The 16,741-nt window shown below is 65.2% G+C and carries 18 protein-coding genes; 14 read left to right on the top strand and 4 right to left on the bottom strand.

The window, feature by feature from the left end; translation table 11 throughout:
* The first annotated feature begins 73 nt into the window (after positions 1 to 73).
* The 4 genes from ACWKV7_RS14455 to ACWKV7_RS14440 all read left to right on the top strand — a co-directional run bounded on the left by ACWKV7_RS14455 (position 74) and on the right by ACWKV7_RS14440 (position 3,604).
* Positions 74 to 1,372 (top strand): alpha/beta fold hydrolase, encoded by a 1,299-nt coding sequence (locus tag ACWKV7_RS14455; protein ID WP_483858380.1) that lies wholly within the window; start codon positions 74 to 76, stop codon positions 1,370 to 1,372.
* A gap of 28 nt (positions 1,373 to 1,400) precedes the next feature.
* Positions 1,401 to 2,141, top strand: a complete 741-nt coding sequence (locus ACWKV7_RS14450) for an MlaA family lipoprotein (protein WP_483858435.1) — start codon at positions 1,401 to 1,403, stop codon at positions 2,139 to 2,141.
* A gap of 65 nt (positions 2,142 to 2,206) precedes the next feature.
* Complete coding sequence (locus ACWKV7_RS14445; RefSeq protein ID WP_483858379.1) at positions 2,207 to 2,650, top strand: MerR family DNA-binding protein; 444 nt, start codon at positions 2,207 to 2,209, stop codon at positions 2,648 to 2,650.
* A gap of 99 nt (positions 2,651 to 2,749) precedes the next feature.
* Positions 2,750 to 3,604, top strand: coding sequence for a pirin family protein (locus tag ACWKV7_RS14440; protein WP_483858378.1), 855 nt, complete (start codon positions 2,750 to 2,752; stop codon positions 3,602 to 3,604).
* A 100-nt stretch (positions 3,605 to 3,704) separates the two neighbouring features.
* Here ACWKV7_RS14440 and ACWKV7_RS14435 read toward each other — a convergent pair whose 3' ends face one another.
* Positions 3,705 to 4,928, bottom strand: coding sequence for a patatin-like phospholipase family protein (locus ACWKV7_RS14435; RefSeq protein ID WP_483858377.1), 1,224 nt, complete (start codon positions 4,926 to 4,928; stop codon positions 3,705 to 3,707).
* Positions 4,929 to 4,970: 42 nt separating this feature from the next.
* The gene (locus ACWKV7_RS14430; RefSeq protein ID WP_483858376.1) at positions 4,971 to 5,900 is read right to left on the bottom strand and encodes a lipid A biosynthesis lauroyl acyltransferase; all 930 of its coding nucleotides are present in this window, start codon (positions 5,898 to 5,900) and stop codon (positions 4,971 to 4,973) included.
* A 125-nt stretch (positions 5,901 to 6,025) separates the two neighbouring features.
* Between ACWKV7_RS14430 and minC the strand changes: the two genes are divergently transcribed.
* The 5 genes from minC to ACWKV7_RS14405 all read left to right on the top strand — a co-directional run bounded on the left by minC (position 6,026) and on the right by ACWKV7_RS14405 (position 10,198).
* Complete coding sequence (minC, locus tag ACWKV7_RS14425; RefSeq protein WP_483858375.1) at positions 6,026 to 6,763, top strand: septum site-determining protein MinC; 738 nt, start codon at positions 6,026 to 6,028, stop codon at positions 6,761 to 6,763.
* A 101-nt stretch (positions 6,764 to 6,864) separates the two neighbouring features.
* Entirely contained in the window at positions 6,865 to 7,680 is an 816-nt protein-coding gene (minD, locus tag ACWKV7_RS14420; RefSeq protein ID WP_483858374.1) for a septum site-determining protein MinD, read from the top strand.
* A complete protein-coding gene (gene minE / locus ACWKV7_RS14415) occupies positions 7,677 to 7,931 on the top strand; it encodes a cell division topological specificity factor MinE (RefSeq protein WP_483858373.1) in 255 nt (84 codons plus the stop codon). Before minD ends, minE begins: the two co-directional genes overlap by 4 nt.
* 75 nt (positions 7,932 to 8,006) lie before the next feature.
* Positions 8,007 to 8,642 (top strand): RluA family pseudouridine synthase, encoded by a 636-nt coding sequence (locus ACWKV7_RS14410; protein ID WP_483858372.1) that lies wholly within the window; start codon positions 8,007 to 8,009, stop codon positions 8,640 to 8,642.
* 266 nt (positions 8,643 to 8,908) lie between these two features.
* Positions 8,909 to 10,198, top strand: coding sequence for a M18 family aminopeptidase (locus ACWKV7_RS14405; protein WP_483858371.1), 1,290 nt, complete (start codon positions 8,909 to 8,911; stop codon positions 10,196 to 10,198).
* Positions 10,199 to 10,202: 4 nt separating this feature from the next.
* Here the strand turns inward: ACWKV7_RS14405 and ACWKV7_RS14400 are convergent, their stop codons facing one another.
* Positions 10,203 to 11,165 (bottom strand): GlxA family transcriptional regulator, encoded by a 963-nt coding sequence (locus ACWKV7_RS14400; protein ID WP_483858370.1) that lies wholly within the window; start codon positions 11,163 to 11,165, stop codon positions 10,203 to 10,205.
* A gap of 84 nt (positions 11,166 to 11,249) precedes the next feature.
* On the opposite strand from ACWKV7_RS14400, the gene ACWKV7_RS14395 reads away from it, so the two are divergent.
* Positions 11,250 to 12,059: an MBL fold metallo-hydrolase gene (locus ACWKV7_RS14395; RefSeq protein ID WP_483858369.1), complete on the top strand. Its 810-nt coding sequence runs from the start codon at positions 11,250 to 11,252 to the stop codon at positions 12,057 to 12,059.
* On the opposite strand, the gene ACWKV7_RS14390 is transcribed toward ACWKV7_RS14395, so the two are convergent.
* A complete protein-coding gene (locus ACWKV7_RS14390; RefSeq protein WP_483858368.1) occupies positions 12,032 to 12,748 on the bottom strand; it encodes a UTRA domain-containing protein in 717 nt (238 codons plus the stop codon). The two genes, ACWKV7_RS14395 and ACWKV7_RS14390, sit on opposite strands and share 28 nt — an antisense overlap.
* 323 nt (positions 12,749 to 13,071) lie before the next feature.
* Between ACWKV7_RS14390 and ACWKV7_RS14385 the strand changes: the two genes are divergently transcribed.
* The 4 genes from ACWKV7_RS14385 (at position 13,072) to ACWKV7_RS14370 (ending at position 16,713) form a co-directional block, all read left to right on the top strand.
* Positions 13,072 to 14,121 (top strand): ABC transporter substrate-binding protein, encoded by a 1,050-nt coding sequence (locus tag ACWKV7_RS14385; protein ID WP_483858367.1) that lies wholly within the window; start codon positions 13,072 to 13,074, stop codon positions 14,119 to 14,121.
* 90 nt (positions 14,122 to 14,211) lie between these two features.
* A complete protein-coding gene (locus tag ACWKV7_RS14380; protein WP_483858366.1) occupies positions 14,212 to 15,018 on the top strand; it encodes an alkaline phosphatase family protein in 807 nt (268 codons plus the stop codon).
* A complete protein-coding gene (locus ACWKV7_RS14375) occupies positions 15,015 to 15,926 on the top strand; it encodes an ABC transporter permease (RefSeq protein ID WP_483858365.1) in 912 nt (303 codons plus the stop codon). The genes ACWKV7_RS14380 and ACWKV7_RS14375 overlap by 4 nt, the downstream gene beginning before the upstream one ends.
* Positions 15,913 to 16,713, top strand: a complete 801-nt coding sequence (locus ACWKV7_RS14370; protein ID WP_483858364.1) for an ABC transporter permease — start codon at positions 15,913 to 15,915, stop codon at positions 16,711 to 16,713. Before ACWKV7_RS14375 ends, ACWKV7_RS14370 begins: the two co-directional genes overlap by 14 nt.
* Positions 16,714 to 16,741: the final 28 nt, after the last annotated feature.

Here is a 16,741-nt window from a genome sequence, read left to right as displayed (position 1 = left end):
GGGATTCGCTCCCGAGCAAGCGCCACTGGGCCCCAGCCCGTCTTCGGAAGCCAGTACCCAAAGGGAGTCGCCAATGTCCTGTCTGCGCCACTTCGCCGCCGTGCTCGGCAGCCTGTTCTGGATGGCTGCGGCAGCGGCGGCGGATATCGAAGCCGCCCGCTATGGCTATCCGCTGCACAACCCGTTCGAGGCGACACTCGCCACCACGCCGCCAGAGCTGCGCCCGGAACTGCCCGACCCCGGCAGCATCGACGAAGCGGACTACAGCCTCAAATTGCGTCCGGAGCGCGAGTTCGTGCTGCCGGAGAACTTCTGGCCGGTGAAGAAGCTCACCTATCGCCTGGCCCGGCAGGATGAACCGGCCCCACTGATCTTCATCATCGCCGGCACCGGCGCGCGCTACTCCAGCGGCATCGCCGAGTACCTGAAGCAGCTGTTCTACAGTGCCGGCTACCATGTGGTGCAGCTCTCCTCGCCGACCAGCTACGACTTCATGGCCGCCGCCTCGCGCACTGCGACCCCCGGCGTCACCGCGGAAGATGCGGACGATCTCTACCGCGTCATGCAGGCAGTTCGGGCACAGCATCCGGACCTGCCGATCACCGACTTCTACCTCACCGGCTACAGCCTCGGCGGCCTGCATGCGGCCTTCGTCAGCCAGCTCGACGAAACCCGCCGCAGCTTCAACTTCAAGCGCGTGCTGCTGCTCAACCCGCCGGTGAATCTGTATACCTCGGTCAGCAATCTGGACCGCCTGGTGCAGACCCAGGTCGAGGGCATCGGCAGCCGACGCAACTTCTACGACCATATCTTCGCCAAACTCACCCGCTACTTCCGCGAGCGCGGCTACATCGACCTCAACGAAGCCGTGCTGTACGACTTCCAGGACTCCGCCGAGCGCCTCTCCAACGAAGAGATGGCCATGCTGATCGGCGCCTCGTTTCGCTTTTCTTCCGCCGACATCGCCTTCACCTCGGACCTGATCAACCGCCGCGGACTGATCGTGCCGCCGAACTATCCGATCCACATCGGCACCGATCTGTCGCCATTCTTCAAGCGGGCCCTGCAATGCGATTTCGACTGCTACCTGACCGAGCAACTGATCCCACTGTGGCGCGACCGCTATGACGGCAGCAGCCTGAATCACTTGGTGGAACAGGTCAGTCTCTATGCCTTGGAGGACTACCTGAAGCACAGCCCGAAAATTGCCGTAATGCACAATGCCGACGACCTCATCCTCGGCCCCGGCGACCTCGGTTTCCTGCGTCGCGCCTTCGGCGAGCGCCTGACGGTTTACCCGTATGGCGGGCACTGCGGCAACCTGAACTACCGAGTCAACAGCCAAGCCATGCTGGAGTATTTCCGTGGTTAACCGCCTGCCCCTCTGCGCCCTTTCGCTCCTGTTCGGCTGCGCCCTGGCCCAGGCCGAGCCCCCGACCTTCGACGCGGATGGCTTCAAGAATCCGCTGGACGAGCTGCAGTTCAACCCCAGCCTGGACCAGCGGGAATTCGAACGCGCCTCCCTCGATGCGCTAAACATCTACGATCCCTGGGAGCGCTGGAACCGGCACGTCTACCACTTCAACTACCGCTTCGACGAATGGGTCTTCATGCCGGTGGTGCATGGCTACGAGTACGTCACGCCGCGCTTCGTGCGCAGCGGGGTGAGCAATTTCTTCGGCAACCTCGGCGACGTGCCCAACCTGCTCAACAGTCTGCTGCAGTTAAAGGGCAAGCGCGCCATGCAGACCACCGGCCGCCTGCTGATCAATACCACCCTCGGCCTCGCAGGCTTGTGGGACCCGGCAACCCGCATGGGTCTGAACAAGCAGAACGAGGACTTCGGCCAGACCCTGGGGTTCTATGGCGTGCCCAACGGACCCTACTTCGTGCTGCCGCTGCTGGGCCCCTCGAACATGCGCGACACCGGCGGGCTGGTCGTGGATTTCGCCGCGGAGCGCCAGGCGAACTACCTGAACTTCGCCGAAATCAGCGCCGATCACCCGGAGCTGATGGTGCTGCGCGCCGTGGACACCCGCTACTCTTCCAACTTCCGCTATGGCCAGCTCAATTCCCCGTTCGAGTACGAGATGGTGCGCTACGTCTATACCCGGGCGCGGGAGCTGCAAGTGGCCCAATAGCCGCTTGACCCCGGGGTCGCCCCTGGGTTTTAAGCTGTCGTCGAACCCTATCGCGAGAACCTGCCATGCGCGTCGCCCAACTGGCCAAGGCCGCCGCCGTCAGCGGCGAGACCGTTCGCCACTACACCGACCTCGGCCTGCTCAGGCCCACCCGCAACCCGCACAACGGCTACCAGGAGTACGGCGGCGACGACCTGCGCCGACTGCGCTTCATCGCCCAGGCGCGGCGCCTGGGCTTCAGCCTGAAGGACGTGCAAGCCATTCTCGGCCGCGCCGACAGCGGCAAGGCGCCCTGCGGCGAGGTGCGCGACCTGCTCAGCGAACGCCTCGGCACCCTGCAGGCGCACATAGCCGAATGCCAGCGGCTGGCCAAGGTGATGCAGGATGCCCTGGCCGAATGGGCCGGCAAGCCGGAATGCGCGCCGGACGGCCAGGCCATCTGCCGGTTGATCGAAGACTTCGAGCTGCCGGCGCAGAACCGCCCGGCCACGCCCTGTCCAGCCCATTAATATCGGGCAAATCGATGATAATCAGGCGAAAATAGCACCAATCAATCTGATAAATCGGAATAGCATGGACCCATCCTCACTGATCTCAGGAGCCTGTCCATGACCACATTCCGCCAGCTACTCGCCGTACACAACGGCCGCCCGGCCTCCGACGGCGCCGGCGTGCGCCTCATCCGTGTGTTCGGCGGCCAGGGTGCCGAGCGGTTCGACCCGTTCCTGATGCTCGATGAATTCGGCTCGCACGATCCGGACGACTACATCGCCGGCTTCCCGCCGCATCCGCACCGCGGCTTCGAGACCGTCACCTACATGCTCGAAGGACGCATGCGCCACGAGGACCACCTGGGCAACGTCGGCCTGCTGGAAAGCGGCGGCGTGCAGTGGATGACCGCCGCCCGCGGCATCATCCACAGCGAGATGCCCGAGCAGCAACAGGGCGTGATGCGCGGCTTCCAGCTTTGGCTCAACCTGCCGGCCAAGGACAAGCTCGGCGCGCCCGGCTATCGCGACCTGGCACCGAGCGAAATACCAAGGCTGCGCAGCAGCGAAGGTGTGGAAGTGAGCGTGATCGCCGGCCACTTCGACGATGGCGAGATCCGCCAGGACGGCGCCATCCAACGCCCGCACAGCGAACCGCAACTGTTCGACCTGCGCCTGCCGACCGGCAGCCACATCGCCCCGCGCCTGGCCGATGGCCATCGCGTGCTGCTCTACGTCTATGAAGGCAGCCTGGCCATTGCCGGCGAATACACTGGCGATGTGACCGCCGGCCACTTGGCACGCATGAACGACCGGGGCGAGCTGCGCCTGTCCAGCCGCGACGGTGCCCGCGTACTGCTGATCGCCGGCCGGCCGCTGGGCGAGCCCATCGTGCAGTACGGACCTTTCGTGATGAACAGCCGCGAGGAGATCGACCAGGCCCTGCGCGACTATCGCGACGGCACCCTGGCCTAGGCACAACAGCCTGGTAGGGGCGGACCCTGCCCGCGAAAACGCTACTGCCAACCGGCCTTCATCAGGGCAGGCAGGGCAACGTCGAGCGATGCGGGCTCGTCTACGGCAGGCCCGGCGCCGAGCCCAGTTGACCGGCCGGCTGGATATGCGCCGGCACATGCACCAGGCCGAGGAAACCGACCAGCGCATCCTTCTGCTTCATCGCATCCTGGTAGCCCAGCTCGATGAGCTCGTTGCAGTAGCCGGCCTCGAACAGCAGGTAGCTGAGCACTCCGCCACCGTTGTCGCGGGTGGCACCCGGCCCGCGCAGGAACAGACGCAGCGAGCGCGGCAGCTCGTGATGATGGCGGGCGGCGATCTGATCCAGCGGCTGGCTCGGCGAAATCACCAGCACATCGACCGGCTTGATGCCCAGGCCGCGGGTATTCACCCCTGGCGGCAGCAGATGACTCATTTGGTTGATGCGCTCCAGCAATTCGATGTCGCCTTCGAGGCTATCGATGAAGGTGCTGTTGAGCATGTGCCCGCCGATCTGCGCCAGGGTCGGCGGTCGCGGGTTCTGCGGACGCACCACCGGAGCCGGCGCGTCCAGGCCGATCGGATTGCCGCTGACCCCGACCACCAGTACCCGGCTCGCCCCCAGGTGCAGCGCCGGGCTGATCGGGGCCATCTGGCGCATGGCGCCGTCGCCGAAGTATTCGCGGTTGACCCGCACCGGCGGGAAGATCAGCGGAATCGCCGCGCTGGCCAGCAGGTGTTCGAGGCCGAGCCGGGTCGGTACGCCGACGCGACGATGGCGGAACCAGGGATCGATGGCCGCGCGACCTTGATAGAAGGTCACCGCCTGGCCGGACTCGTAGCCGAAGGCCGTCACCGCCACCGCGCGCAATTGACGGCGGGCGACGGCGGCGGCAATGCCGGAGAAGTCCAGCTCGCGCTCCAGCAGGGAGCGCAGCGGCTGGTTGTTCAGCAGCGCCACCGGCACATCGCGACCAAGCCCCAGCAGGCTATGGCCGACGAAGCGGCCGGCCTGCCGAAGCACGCCCGGCCAGTCGCTGCGATAGACCTGATGGGTATGGAAGCCCTGCCAGACGGCCGTGAGCCGGCGGATCGCCTGGGTGAAATGCAAGGCGCCGCAGGCCAGTCCGACAGCGTTGATCGCGCCGGCAGAGGTGCCGACGATGACCGGGAAGGGATTGTGCGCGGCATCGGGCAGCAGGTCGGCGATGGCCGACAGCACGCCCACCTGGTAGGCCGCCCGCGCCCCGCCGCCAGAAAGGATCAGCCCGGTGGTGGGCTTGGCAGTGGCGACGACTTGGTTCATGGGCTGAGGTCCGCGTTCTTTTTCTATTCAGTATAGGGCCGGCTACTTGCGCCGCTTCGCATACAGCTTGGGCTCGCCCTCGGGGCGGGTCTTGAAGCGCCGATGGGCCCAGAGGTACTGCTCGGGGCATTGGCGAATCGCCGCCTCGATCCACTGGTTGATCCGCAGGCAATCGGCCTCCTCGCTCTCGCCGGGGAAGTCCTCCAGCGGCGCGTGCACTACCACTTGGTAGCCGGAACCGTCGGCCAGGCGCATCTGCGTCATGGGGATCACCTTGGCCCTGCCCATCCGGGCGAACTTGCTGGTGGCAGTAACGGTGGCGGCGGGCACGCCGAACAGTGGCACGAAGGCGCTCTGCTTGGGGCCATAGTCCTGATCCGGCGCATACCAGATCGCCTCGCCGGCACGCAGCAGCTTGAGCATGCCGCGCACGTCTTCGCGCTCGATGGCGCCGGTCAGTCGCTGCTCGCGGCCCCGCCGCTGGATGTAATCGAACAACGGATTCTTGTGCGGCCGGTACATGCCGTACATGCCGTGGGCCATGCCGAGCAGGCCGCCGCCCATCTCCAGGGTGGTGAAGTGCAGCGCCATGAGGATCACGCCCTGGCCTTCGGCCTTGGCCTGCCGGAGATGCTCCAGCCCCTCGATGCGCCCCAGGCGGCGCAGACGCCATTCCGGCCACCACCAGGCGATGACCATCTCGAAGAAGGTGATACCGGTGGAAGCGAAGTTCTCTCTCAGCAGGCGTTCGCGCTCGGCGACCGAAAGCTCGGGAAAGCACAGCTCCAGGTTGCGCGCGGCAATCGAGCGTCGTCCGCGGGCGAAACGGAACATCACCGCCCCCAGCACCCGGCCCAGGCGCAGCAGCACCGCATAAGGCAGCAGGGCGATCAGCCAGAGCAGGCCGAGGCCGAGCCAGAGCGGCCAAAAGCGAGGGTGCAGGTAAAAGGCGCGAAACTGCGGACGGTCCATTCACTATCCCGGACGACGACAAAGCCCGCCATTCTACAGCGTTCCGCCGCCGGGAACCCAACCCGGGTTGCGAGCCACCGGTGTTCTCGCTATAAGTCCTCGCCATCTCATCCAGCAGGCCGACCATGAGCCAAGCCGATCTCCTCGACCAAGACCCCGTGTTCCAGCTCAAGGGCAGCATGCTCGCCATCACCGTGCTGGAGCTGGCCCACAACGATCTCGAACGCCTCGACCGCCAGTTGGCCGCCAAGGTCACCCAAGCACCCGCCTTCTTCAGCAACACCCCGCTGGTGCTGGCCCTGGACAAGCTGCCGGACGGCGAAGGCACGCTCGAACTGGCCACGCTGATGGAGGTATGCCGCCGCCACGGACTGCGCACCCTGGCGATCCGCGCCAGCCGCGACGAAGACATTGCCGCCGCCAACGCCCTCGACCTGCCGGTGCTGCCGCCCTCCGGCGCCCGCGAACGCCAGGTGGACCCGACCGCGGGCAGTGCACCGAAAAAGGAAGAGAAGCCCGCCGAGCCGGTGGCCCGCCCGAGCAAGGTGATCACCACGCCGATCCGTGGCGGTCAGCAGGTCTACGCCCAGGGCGGCGACCTGATCGTGCTGGCCCCGGTCAGTGCCGGCGCGGAACTTCTCGCCGATGGCAACATCCATGTGTACGGCCCCATGCGAGGCCGTGCGCTGGCCGGGGTAAAAGGCGACGAAAATGCACGGATCTTCTGTCAACAGCTGGCTGCGGAGCTGGTATCCCTGGCCGGTCACTACAAGGTCGCCGAGGACTTGCGACGCGACCCATTGTGGGGCGAGCCCGTGCAGGTCTACCTGTCGGGTGACGTGTTGAACATCACCCGCCTTTAACGGATACTGCCGCGAATTTTCAGGCACCTGAAAGGAGCCGCGCAGCCAGCATGAAACGGCGCGCCGACTCCCGTTTTTCTTTACTTTTGGGGTGAATCACCTTGGCCAAGATCGTCGTAGTCACTTCCGGCAAAGGCGGCGTGGGTAAAACCACCACCAGCGCCGCCATCGGTACCGGCCTCGCCCTGCGCGGGCACAAGACCGTCATCGTCGACTTCGACGTCGGCCTGCGTAATCTCGACCTGATCATGGGCTGCGAACGTCGCGTGGTGTACGACTTCGTCAATGTGATCAACGGCGAAGCCACGCTGACCCAGGCCCTGATCAAGGACAAGCGCCTGGAGAACCTCTATGTACTGGCCGCCAGCCAGACCCGCGACAAGGACGCGCTGACCCACGAAGGCGTGGAGAAGGTCATCAACGAGCTGGCGCAGAACTTCGAATACGTGGTCTGCGACTCCCCTGCCGGCATCGAGAAGGGTGCGCACCTGGCGATGTACTTCGCTGACGAGGCGATCGTCGTGACCAACCCGGAAGTCTCCTCGGTACGCGACTCCGACCGCATGCTCGGCCTGCTGGCGAGCAAGTCGCGCCGCGCCGAAAAGGGCGAGGAACCGATCAAGGAACACCTGCTGCTGACCCGCTACAACCCCGAGCGCGTCAGCAAGGGCGAGATGCTCGGCGTCGAGGACGTCGAGGAAATCCTCGCCATTCGCCTGCTCGGCGTGATTCCCGAGTCCCAGGCGGTGCTCAAGGCCTCGAACCAGGGCGTCCCGGTCATCCTCGACGAGCAGAGCGACGCCGGCCAGGCCTACAGCGATGCGGTCGACCGCCTGCTGGGCAAGGAAGTCAGCCACCGCTTCCTCGATGTGCAGAAGAAAGGACTGCTGCAACGCCTTTTTGGAGGACGTGAATGAATATTTTCGACTTCTTTCGCGAGCGTAAGAAGGAAACCACTGCGTCTATTGCGAAAGAGCGTCTGCAAATCATCGTCGCCCACGAGCGCGGCCAGCGCAGCCAGCCCGATTACCTGCCCGCCCTGCAGAAGGAGCTGGTGGACGTGATCCGCAAGTACGTCAACATCGACCAGGACGACGTGCAGGTGGCGCTGGAAAACCAGGGTAGTTGCTCGATCCTGGAACTCAACATCACCCTGCCGGATCGTTGATCCACCGCCTCCTTCGGGAGCAGCAGGACCGGTAGACGGCGGCTTCGGCCGCCGCTCTCGTTCATGGAACCCCGCATGCCGCTCAGCCAGATCGAAATCATCCACCAGGACGACGCCCTGCTGGTGATCAACAAGCCCACCCTGCTGCTCTCCGTGCCCGGCCGCGCCGACGACAACAAGGATTGCCTGGTGACCCGCCTGCAGGAGAACGGTTTTCCCGAGGCGCGCATCGTGCATCGCCTGGACTGGGAAACCTCGGGGCTGATCGTGCTGGCCCGCGACGCCGATAGCCACCGCGAGCTGTCCCGCCAGTTCCATGATCGCGAGACCGAAAAGGCCTACACCGCCCTGTGCTGGGGCGAACCGCAGCAGGACAGCGGGCGCATCGAGCTGCCGCTGCGCTACGACCCACCGACCAAGCCCCGCCACGTGGTCTGCTACGAGCATGGCCGCCACGCCCTGACCTTCTGGCGCGTGCTGGAACGCTGCGGCGACCATAGCCGCGTCGAGCTGACGCCGATCACCGGCCGCTCCCATCAACTGCGCGTGCACATGCTCTCCATCGGCCACCCGCTGCTGGGCGACCGCCTCTATGCCCACGAACAAGCCCTCGCCGCCCATGAACGCCTGTGCCTGCACGCCAGCATGCTCACCCTCACCCATCCGCTGACCGGCGAGCGACTCCGTTTCGAATGCCCGGCACCGTTCTGAGGCGGGCAGCGGGAGCTGGCCTGCCTCGGTACCGACGCATTCCCCGATTGCCTCACGCCCAACGCTGCAGCCGGTAGGGGCAAATTCATTCGCCCAGCCAGGCCTCGTCGGGCGAATGAATTAGCCCGTAGAAACGAGCCCTCCACGTAGCCAGGATTGCGCCAGCGCATATTCCGACTATGCGGCCAGGAACGCATGCGGACTCTCGCCTGCAGGCACCCGTGCAAATCCTTTACACTCCGGCCTATCGCTTTTCGGAGTCTTGTATGCGCGCTGAACTGAACCAAGGCCTGATCGACTTCCTCAAGGCCTCGCCCACCCCCTTCCACGCCACCTCCAGCCTTGCCCAGCGCCTCGAAGCCGCCGGCTACAAATGCCTGGACGAGCGCGAGCCCTGGACCGTCGAGCCGGGCGGTCGCTACTACGTCACCCGCAACGACTCCTCGCTGATCGCCATCCGTCTGGGCAAGCGCGCCCCGCTCGAAGGCGGCGTGCGCCTGGTCGGCGCCCATACCGACAGCCCCAACCTGCGCGTCAAGCCGCAGCCCGAACTGCAGCGCCAGGGCTTCTGGCAACTGGGCGTGGAAGTCTACGGTGGCGCCCTGCTCGCCCCCTGGTTCGACCGCGACCTGTCGCTGGCCGGCCGGGTCACCTTCCGCCGCGCCGGCAAGGTGGAAAGCCAATTGATCGACTTTCGCAAGCCGATCGCCACCATCCCCAACCTGGCGATCCACTTGAACCGCGAGGCCAACCAGGGCTGGCCGATCAATGCGCAGAACGAACTGCCGCCGATCCTCGCCCAGCTCGCCGGCGAAGACGGTAGCGACTTCCGCGCCCTGCTCACTGACCAGTTGGCGCTGGAGCATGGCATCAACGCCGACGCGGTACTCGATCACGAGCTGAGCTTCTACGACACGCAGAACGCCGCGGTGATCGGCCTCAACGAAGAGTTCATCGCCGGTGCGCGGCTGGACAACCTGCTCTCCTGCTACGCCGGCCTGCAGGCCCTGCTGAACGCCGAAGGCGACGAAACCGGCGTGCTGGTCTGTACCGACCACGAGGAAGTCGGCTCCTGCTCGGCCTGCGGTGCCGACGGCCCGTTCCTCGAGCAGGTACTGCGTCGCCTGCTGCCCAAGGGCGAGGACTTCGTGCGCATCGTGCAGAAATCCCTGCTGGTCTCTGCCGACAACGCCCACGGTGTGCATCCGAACTACGCCGACAAGCACGACGCCAACCACGGCCCGAAGATCAACGCCGGCCCGGTGATCAAGGTGAACAGTAACCAGCGCTACGCCACCAGCAGCGAGACGGCGGGCTTCTTCCGCCACCTGTGTCTGGCCGAGGAGGTGCCGGTGCAGAGCTTCGTGGTGCGCAGCGACATGGGCTGCGGCTCGACCATCGGCCCGATCACCGCCAGCCAGCTCGGCGTGCGCACAGTGGATATCGGCCTGCCGACCTTCGCCATGCACTCGATCCGCGAACTGGCCGGCAGCCATGACCTGGCCCATCTGGTGAAGGTGTTGACGGCGTTCTACGCCAGCCCCGAACTGCCCTGATCGCTCAGAGCTTGAACTGTTGCCGATAGGCCGCCGGGGTCATGCCGGTCACCTGCTTGAAGGTCCGGCGAAAGCTGGACTCATCGGCGTAGCCCAGTGCATCGCTGATGCGACCGACCGGGTCGGCGGTCAGAATCAGCCGCTCCCCGGCCTGGTTGAGCTTGATCAGGCGAACCTGATCGGACACCGCGCGGCCAGTCAGGACATGGACCTTGCGCGCCAGCGTGCGGGCAGAGACGGCGAGTTCGCCAGCCAACCGTTGCACGCCGAGCTGCCGCGCGGGCAAGCGCTCCACCAGCAGGTGCAACCTGCGCAATAGCGGGTCGGCATTCTCCATCAAGCCGACGGAGCGAAAGGCCGGGTTGACGGGTTCGGGACGCGGCAACACCATCAGCCTGGCGATGTCGCGATAGAACAGCTCGCCCAGCTGCCGCTCGATCAGAGTGCGGGCAATCGAGAGATAGCCGCCGACGCCGGATGCCGTGATAGTAGCGGCGTCGGCCACCTGGGCCTGCTCGAACTGCCAGTGCACCCGGGGGAACTGCGTTTGCAGGCTGGGCGCCAGCCACCAGGTGGCCGTCGCCCCCTTGCCATCCAGGCGCCCGCTGCGGGCCAGCAGGCACACCCCGGTGCAGTAGCTCAACAGCTGCGTCGACGGCGGCAACTGTCCTAGCACCCGGATCAGCTCACGACTGGCAGTCAGCGCCTGCGCTATCGCGGCGTCGGAATCTGCCCAGAGGCCGGGAACCAGCAGCGCCGTACAGCCTGCCTCCTCCAGCCTGCTGTCGGGCTGCAACCGCATGCCCTGGGCACAGTCGACAGGCTGGGTATCCAACCCCACCCAACACAGGTGGAAGTGTTGTTGCCCGGCACGCCGATTGGCGGCCATCAATAGGTCCGCGAAGGCGAACAGACCGGCGGGCATACAGCCGGGATACAGCAACAGGCCGATTTTCTGGATAGGCATGAAATGTCCGTTTTATGGCAATTCACGCCATCCTTGCCCCACGCCGCGATTTTTACAATGGCTACTCCCTATCCGGAGTGCGCCATGAAAATCACTCAACTGCGTAACGCCACGCTGATCGCCGAGTTCGGCGACGTCTGTCTGCTGGTCGATCCCATGCTAGCTCCCCAAGGCCAACTGCCCGCGCTCAAGTACCTCGCCCGGCGGCGACGCAATCCGCTGGTGGAGCTGCCGGCAAACGCCGACGAGCACTTGCAGCGCGTGACCCATTGCCTGATCACGCACTGCCAGAAAGGCCATTTCGACCATCTCGATCGCGCCGCCATCCGCTGGCTCCGAGCGCACGGCATTCCCGTGCTGTGCATGGAGGACGATGCGGACTACCTGCGCAAGCGGCGGCTGAAGGTAGAGGTGCTGGATGGCCGCTTCTTCGGCGGCACCATCCAGGCCATCCCCTGCCTGCACGGCGAAGGCTGGATCGGCCGCCTGATGGCCCATGGTCATGGCTACTTCATCGAGCTTCCCGGCGAGCCCAGCCTCTATATCGCCGGCGATACGCTGCTCACCGCGCAGGTGCGCCAATGCCTGGCCGAAAGGCACCCGGCCGTCAGCGTGCTGCCGGCGGGCGGGGCGCGGTTCGATGTCGGCGGCGAGATCATCATGGGCCAGGCGGACATTCTCACGGCGCTGGCGATCAGCGAGGGCGTGGTGATCGCCAACCATCTCGAAGCCCTCGACCACTGCCCGATGACCCGCGCCGGCTTGTGGCAGGCGGCGCGGCAACGAGGCCTCGAGCATCGCTTGAGAGTACCGCTGGATGGCGAAACGCTGGAGTTCGTGGCCGCGACACAGGAATCACGAGTGCACTACTCCGGCACTTCCACCTGCACATGAATGGCATCGTGCCGCCAGAACTCCAGGTCGCAATCGATGATGCGCCCGTGCTGGTCGCGATTGAGGCGGGTAATGCGTAGCGCCGGGCTGCCCACGGACACCCGCAAGGCCGTGGCCGCTTCGGCGTGCAGTGCGGTGGGCACCATGTCGAAGCGCACCCGCCCGTAGCGAATGTCGTATTCATGAGCATATAGCTCGGTCAGCGAGCGAGTCAGGTCGAAGTCGAGAATGCCGGGGAAATACACCGGGTTCAGATAGTGCTCGACATACAGTACCAGTCGGCCATCGATACGCCGCGCGCGGCGTATCTGGATCGCGCTGGACAGCGCCGGCAGCCCCAGCAGTCCGCAGATAGCCACCGGAGCCGGCACCAGCCGCGCGGAGAGCACTTCGGTAGCCGGCACCCGCCCCTGCTCGCCAACCATGGCGTGGAAGTGGCTGCGCACCAGCGGGTTGTAGGCGATGCGTGGCGGCGAGACGAACCAGCCACGCCGCTCCTCGCGATAGATCAGCCCCTGCGCCTCCAATTGACCAAGCGCCTCGCGCAGCGTGATGCGCGTGGTGTCGAACACCTCGCTGAGCTTGCGCTCCGCCGGCAACTTACCGCCCGGCGCCAACAGCCCGTGTTCGATCTGCTCCTGCAGGGCCCGGCAGATCGCCGTTACGGTACGTGGCGTGTCGTCACGCATGTCGGTTTCCTTTCTGGACTAGTCCAGCCCCAACGCGGGGCGTCTTCAACGCCCTCTCAGCGGCGTCCTACCCGGCAGTCTAGGCAAGCGGAATGACGATTCCATGACTATGCTGCTACGGCCAGTTTGGCCAAGCGACTCGATAATGCAAATAAAAATGCCAATAAATCATGTAGTTACATAAGAATCCAAGCGGCGTAGAAGCTCCGCCAGGTACCCCAGGGAACGACGGAGCATCCATAAAACTGTCATGCAAACGGCTTACATTGGCCTGGGTCTTGCTGATCTAGACCACACAACACAACTGCGACAAGGAGCTCCGAATGAAACGCCTGCTGCTGGCTTCACTGTTGGGATCGGCCATCGCCTCCTCGGCCATGGCTTCGGTAGAGATGCAGAGCCTGGAAAAAGCCGCACGCGCCGAAGGCGCGGTGAATAGCGTCGGCATGCCCGACAGCTGGGCCAACTGGAAGGACACCTGGGTCGACCTGAACAAGCAGTACGGCCTCAAGCACATGGACACCGACATGAGTTCGGCCCAGGAAATCGCCAAGTTCGCCGCCGAGAAGGACAACGCCACCGCCGATATCGGCGACGTCGGCGCCGCCTTCGGCCCCATCGCCGTACAGCAGGGTGTGACCCAGCCCTACAAGCCGAGCACCTGGGAGCAGATTCCGGCCTGGGCCAAGGATCAGGACGGCCACTGGATGCTGGCCTACACCGGCTCCATCGCCTTCATCGTCAACAAGCGCCTGGTCAAGGAAGCGCCCACCTCCTGGGCCGAGCTGAAACAAGGCAAGTACAAGGTCGCCATCGGCGACGTCAGCGCTGCCGCCCAGGCGGTCAACGGCGTACTGGCCGCGGCCATCGCCAATGGCGGCGACGAGAAGAACATCCAGCCGGGCCTGGACTTCTTCGCCGAGATCGCCAAGCAGGGCCGCCTGTCGTTGTCCAACCCGACCATCCAGACCCTGGAGAAAGGTGAGGTGGAAGTGGGCGTGGTGTGGGACTTCAATGGCCTGTCCTACCGCGACCAGATCGACCCGAGCCGCTTCGAAGTGCTGATTCCGTCCGACGGTTCGGTGATCTCCGGCTACACCACCATCATCAACAAGTACGCCAAGAACCCCAACGCCGCCAAGCTGGCCCGGGAATACATCCTCTCCGATGCCGGCCAGATCAACCTGGCCAAGGGCAACGCCCGGCCGATCCGCGCCGAGCACCTGACCCTGCCGGCCGACGTCCAGGCCAAGCTGCTGCCCAACGAGCAGTACGCCAAGGTCCGCCCGATCAAGGACGCCGCCGCCTGGGAAGCCACCTCGAAGGCCCTGCCGCAACTCTGGCAGGAAAACGTCATCGTCGAGATGGAGTGACACGACGCCCGGCTCCGGCCGGGGGTGCGACCCGCAGGGCCGATTCCTCGGAACGGCTCTGCGGACCTTTTTCCAAGGAACGAATCGTCCATGCCACACAACGTCATTCTCGTCGTGCTCGACGGCCTCGGCCATGGCGTCGCCGAACATGCCATGGGCCACCTGCATGCCTGGTGCGCCGCCGGACGGGGCGCCTTTTATAAACTGGAGTGCGAGCTGCCGTCGCTGTCGCGCCCGCTGTACGAGTGCATCCTTACCGGCGTGCCGCCAATCGACAGCGGCATCGTGCACAACGAGGTGGGGCGTCTCTCCAATCAGCGCAGCGTCTTCCATTATGCGCGCGCCGCCGGCCGCTCCACCGCGGCGGCGGCCTACCACTGGATCAGCGAGCTGTACAACCGCGCGCCCTTCAACGCCGCCCGCGACCGCCACACCGACGACGACAGCCTGCCGATCCAGCGCGGGCACTTCTACTACGCCGATCACTACCCGGATTCGCACCTGTTCGCCGATGCCGAGAGCCTGCGCGTGAAGCACGCACCGGACTTCCTGCTGGTGCATCCGATGAACATCGACGACGCCGGCCACAAGCACGGGCTGGACTCCGCCCAGTACCGCAACAGCGCGCGCATGGCCGACGTGCTGCTGGCCGACTACCTGCAGACCTGGCACGACGCCGGCTACCAGATCCTGATCACCGCCGACCACGGCATGAACGCCGACCGCTCGCACAACGGGCTGTTGGCCGAGGAGCGCGAGGTGCCGCTGTTCGTCATCGGCGAGGCGTTCAGCCAGGACCCGGGCGCCCAGCCCCGGCAGACCGAACTGTGCGGCACAGTGTGCGAGCTGCTCGGCGTGCCCCACGACAAACCCCTGTGCCGGGAGTTGCTGAAATGACCGCTCTGCTCGAGCAAAGTCCCAAAATACCCGGCGAGCTGGATATCCTGCCCGACAAGGCGCGGACCAAACGCCCGCGCCGCGGCAAGGGGCTGGCCCTGCTCTGCCTGGTGCCCTTCGCGGTATTCTTCATCGCCTTCCAGGTCGCCCCGCTGGTGTGGGTGGCGGTCAACAGCCTGAGCGTCGCCGATGGCTGGGGGCTGGCCAACTTCCAGAAGATCTTCGCCTCCAAGTTCTACCTGCAGGCAATCAAGCACAGCCTGCAGATCGCCTTCTGGTCGAGCTTGTTCGGCATTCTCATCGCCATCCTCGGCAGCTACTCGCTGCGCCAGGTGGATTCGAAGCTGCGCGATTTCGTCATGGCCTTCTCCAACATGACCAGCAACTTCGCCGGCGTGCCGCTGGCCTTCGCTTTCATCATCCTGCTCGGCTTCAACGGTGCGCTGACCCTGCTGCTCAAGCAGGCCGGCGTGATCGAGGATTTCAACCTCTACTCCAAGACCGGCCTGATCGTGCTCTACACCTACTTCCAGATTCCCCTGGGCGTGCTGCTGCTCTATCCGGCCTTCGACACCCTGCGCGAGGACTGGCGCGAGTCGGCCGCGCTGCTGGGCGCCGGGACCTGGCAATTCTGGCGCCATATCGGCCTGCCGGTGCTCACCCCCGCCCTGCTCGGCACCTTCGTCATCCTGCTGGCCAACGCCCTGGGCGCCTACGCCACCGTCTACTACCTCACCACCGGCAACTTCAACGTGCTGCCGATTCGCATCGCCGGGCTGGTGTCCGGGGATATTTCCCTCGACCCGAACCTGGCCAGCGCTCTGGCCATGGTACTGGTGGGCCTGATGGCCGTGATCACCGCGGCCCACCAGTGGCTGCTGAGGAAGAGCTACCATGTCGCGCGTTGAACGCCGTCCGGGCGGCCTCTATCACCGCATGGTGGTCTGGCTGCTGTTCGCCATCCTGCTGCTGCCGCTGGCGGCGACCCTGCTGTATTCATTGTCGACCAGTTGGGGGGCCACCGTGCTGCCCGACGGGCTGACTTTCAAGTGGTACCTGCAGCTGTGGAGCGAGGAGCGCTTCCTGCGCGCCTTCGGCCAGTCGCTGCTGGTGTGCGTCGGTGCCCTGGCACTGGCGGTGGTGCTGATCCTGCCGCTGTTGTTCGTGGTGCACTACCACTTCCCCAAGCTCGACGGGCTGATGAACATCCTCATCCTGCTGCCGTTCGCCGTGCCGCCGGTGGTGTCCTCGGTGGGCCTGCTGCAGGTCTACGGCTCCGGCCCGCTGGCCATGGTCGGCACGCCGTGGATCCTGGTCGGCTGCTACTTCACCATCGCCCTGCCCTTCATGTACCGGGCGATCACCAACAACCTGCAGGCGATCAACCTGCGCGACCTGATGGATGCCGCCCACCTGCTCGGCGCCAGCACCTGGAAGGCCGCCTTCCTGGTGGTACTGCCGAACCTGCGCAAGGGGCTGATGGTGGCCGTGTTCCTGTCCTTCAGTTTCCTGTTCGGCGAGTTCGTGTTCGCCAACCTGCTGGTGGGCACACGCTACGAGACCCTGCAGGTCTACCTGAACAACATGAAAAACAGCAGCGGACACTTCAACAGCGCGCTGGTCATCTCCTATTTCTTCTTCGTGCTGGTGTTCACCTGGGCCGCCAATCGCCTGAACAAGGACAAGGCCCAATGACCGAGCACATCCAACCCACATATTTTCC

Source organism: Zestomonas ipomoeae, from assembly GCF_057128665.1.
This window is presented reverse-complemented; position numbering and strand designations above follow the sequence as displayed.

What these genes read in the sequence shown, in the direction of transcription:
- ACWKV7_RS14455 (WP_483858380.1), top strand. Translation starts at nt 74, where the DNA reads ATGTCCTGTCTGCGCCACTTCGCCGCCGTGCTCGGCAGCCTGTTCTGG.
- ACWKV7_RS14445 (WP_483858379.1), top strand. Translation starts at nt 2,207, where the DNA reads ATGCGCGTCGCCCAACTGGCCAAGGCCGCCGCCGTCAGCGGCGAGACC.
- ACWKV7_RS14440 (WP_483858378.1), top strand. Translation starts at nt 2,750, where the DNA reads ATGACCACATTCCGCCAGCTACTCGCCGTACACAACGGCCGCCCGGCC.
- ACWKV7_RS14435 (WP_483858377.1), bottom strand. Translation starts at nt 4,928, where the DNA reads ATGAACCAAGTCGTCGCCACTGCCAAGCCCACCACCGGGCTGATCCTT.
- ACWKV7_RS14430 (WP_483858376.1), bottom strand. Translation starts at nt 5,900, where the DNA reads ATGGACCGTCCGCAGTTTCGCGCCTTTTACCTGCACCCTCGCTTTTGG.
- minC (WP_483858375.1), top strand. Translation starts at nt 6,026, where the DNA reads ATGAGCCAAGCCGATCTCCTCGACCAAGACCCCGTGTTCCAGCTCAAG.
- minE (WP_483858373.1), top strand. Translation starts at nt 7,677, where the DNA reads ATGAATATTTTCGACTTCTTTCGCGAGCGTAAGAAGGAAACCACTGCG.
- ACWKV7_RS14410 (WP_483858372.1), top strand. Translation starts at nt 8,007, where the DNA reads ATGCCGCTCAGCCAGATCGAAATCATCCACCAGGACGACGCCCTGCTG.
- ACWKV7_RS14405 (WP_483858371.1), top strand. Translation starts at nt 8,909, where the DNA reads ATGCGCGCTGAACTGAACCAAGGCCTGATCGACTTCCTCAAGGCCTCG.
- ACWKV7_RS14400 (WP_483858370.1), bottom strand. Translation starts at nt 11,165, where the DNA reads ATGCCTATCCAGAAAATCGGCCTGTTGCTGTATCCCGGCTGTATGCCC.
- ACWKV7_RS14395 (WP_483858369.1), top strand. Translation starts at nt 11,250, where the DNA reads ATGAAAATCACTCAACTGCGTAACGCCACGCTGATCGCCGAGTTCGGC.
- ACWKV7_RS14390 (WP_483858368.1), bottom strand. Translation starts at nt 12,748, where the DNA reads ATGCGTGACGACACGCCACGTACCGTAACGGCGATCTGCCGGGCCCTG.
- ACWKV7_RS14385 (WP_483858367.1), top strand. Translation starts at nt 13,072, where the DNA reads ATGAAACGCCTGCTGCTGGCTTCACTGTTGGGATCGGCCATCGCCTCC.
- ACWKV7_RS14380 (WP_483858366.1), top strand. Translation starts at nt 14,212, where the DNA reads ATGCCACACAACGTCATTCTCGTCGTGCTCGACGGCCTCGGCCATGGC.
- ACWKV7_RS14375 (WP_483858365.1), top strand. Translation starts at nt 15,015, where the DNA reads ATGACCGCTCTGCTCGAGCAAAGTCCCAAAATACCCGGCGAGCTGGAT.
- ACWKV7_RS14370 (WP_483858364.1), top strand. Translation starts at nt 15,913, where the DNA reads ATGTCGCGCGTTGAACGCCGTCCGGGCGGCCTCTATCACCGCATGGTG.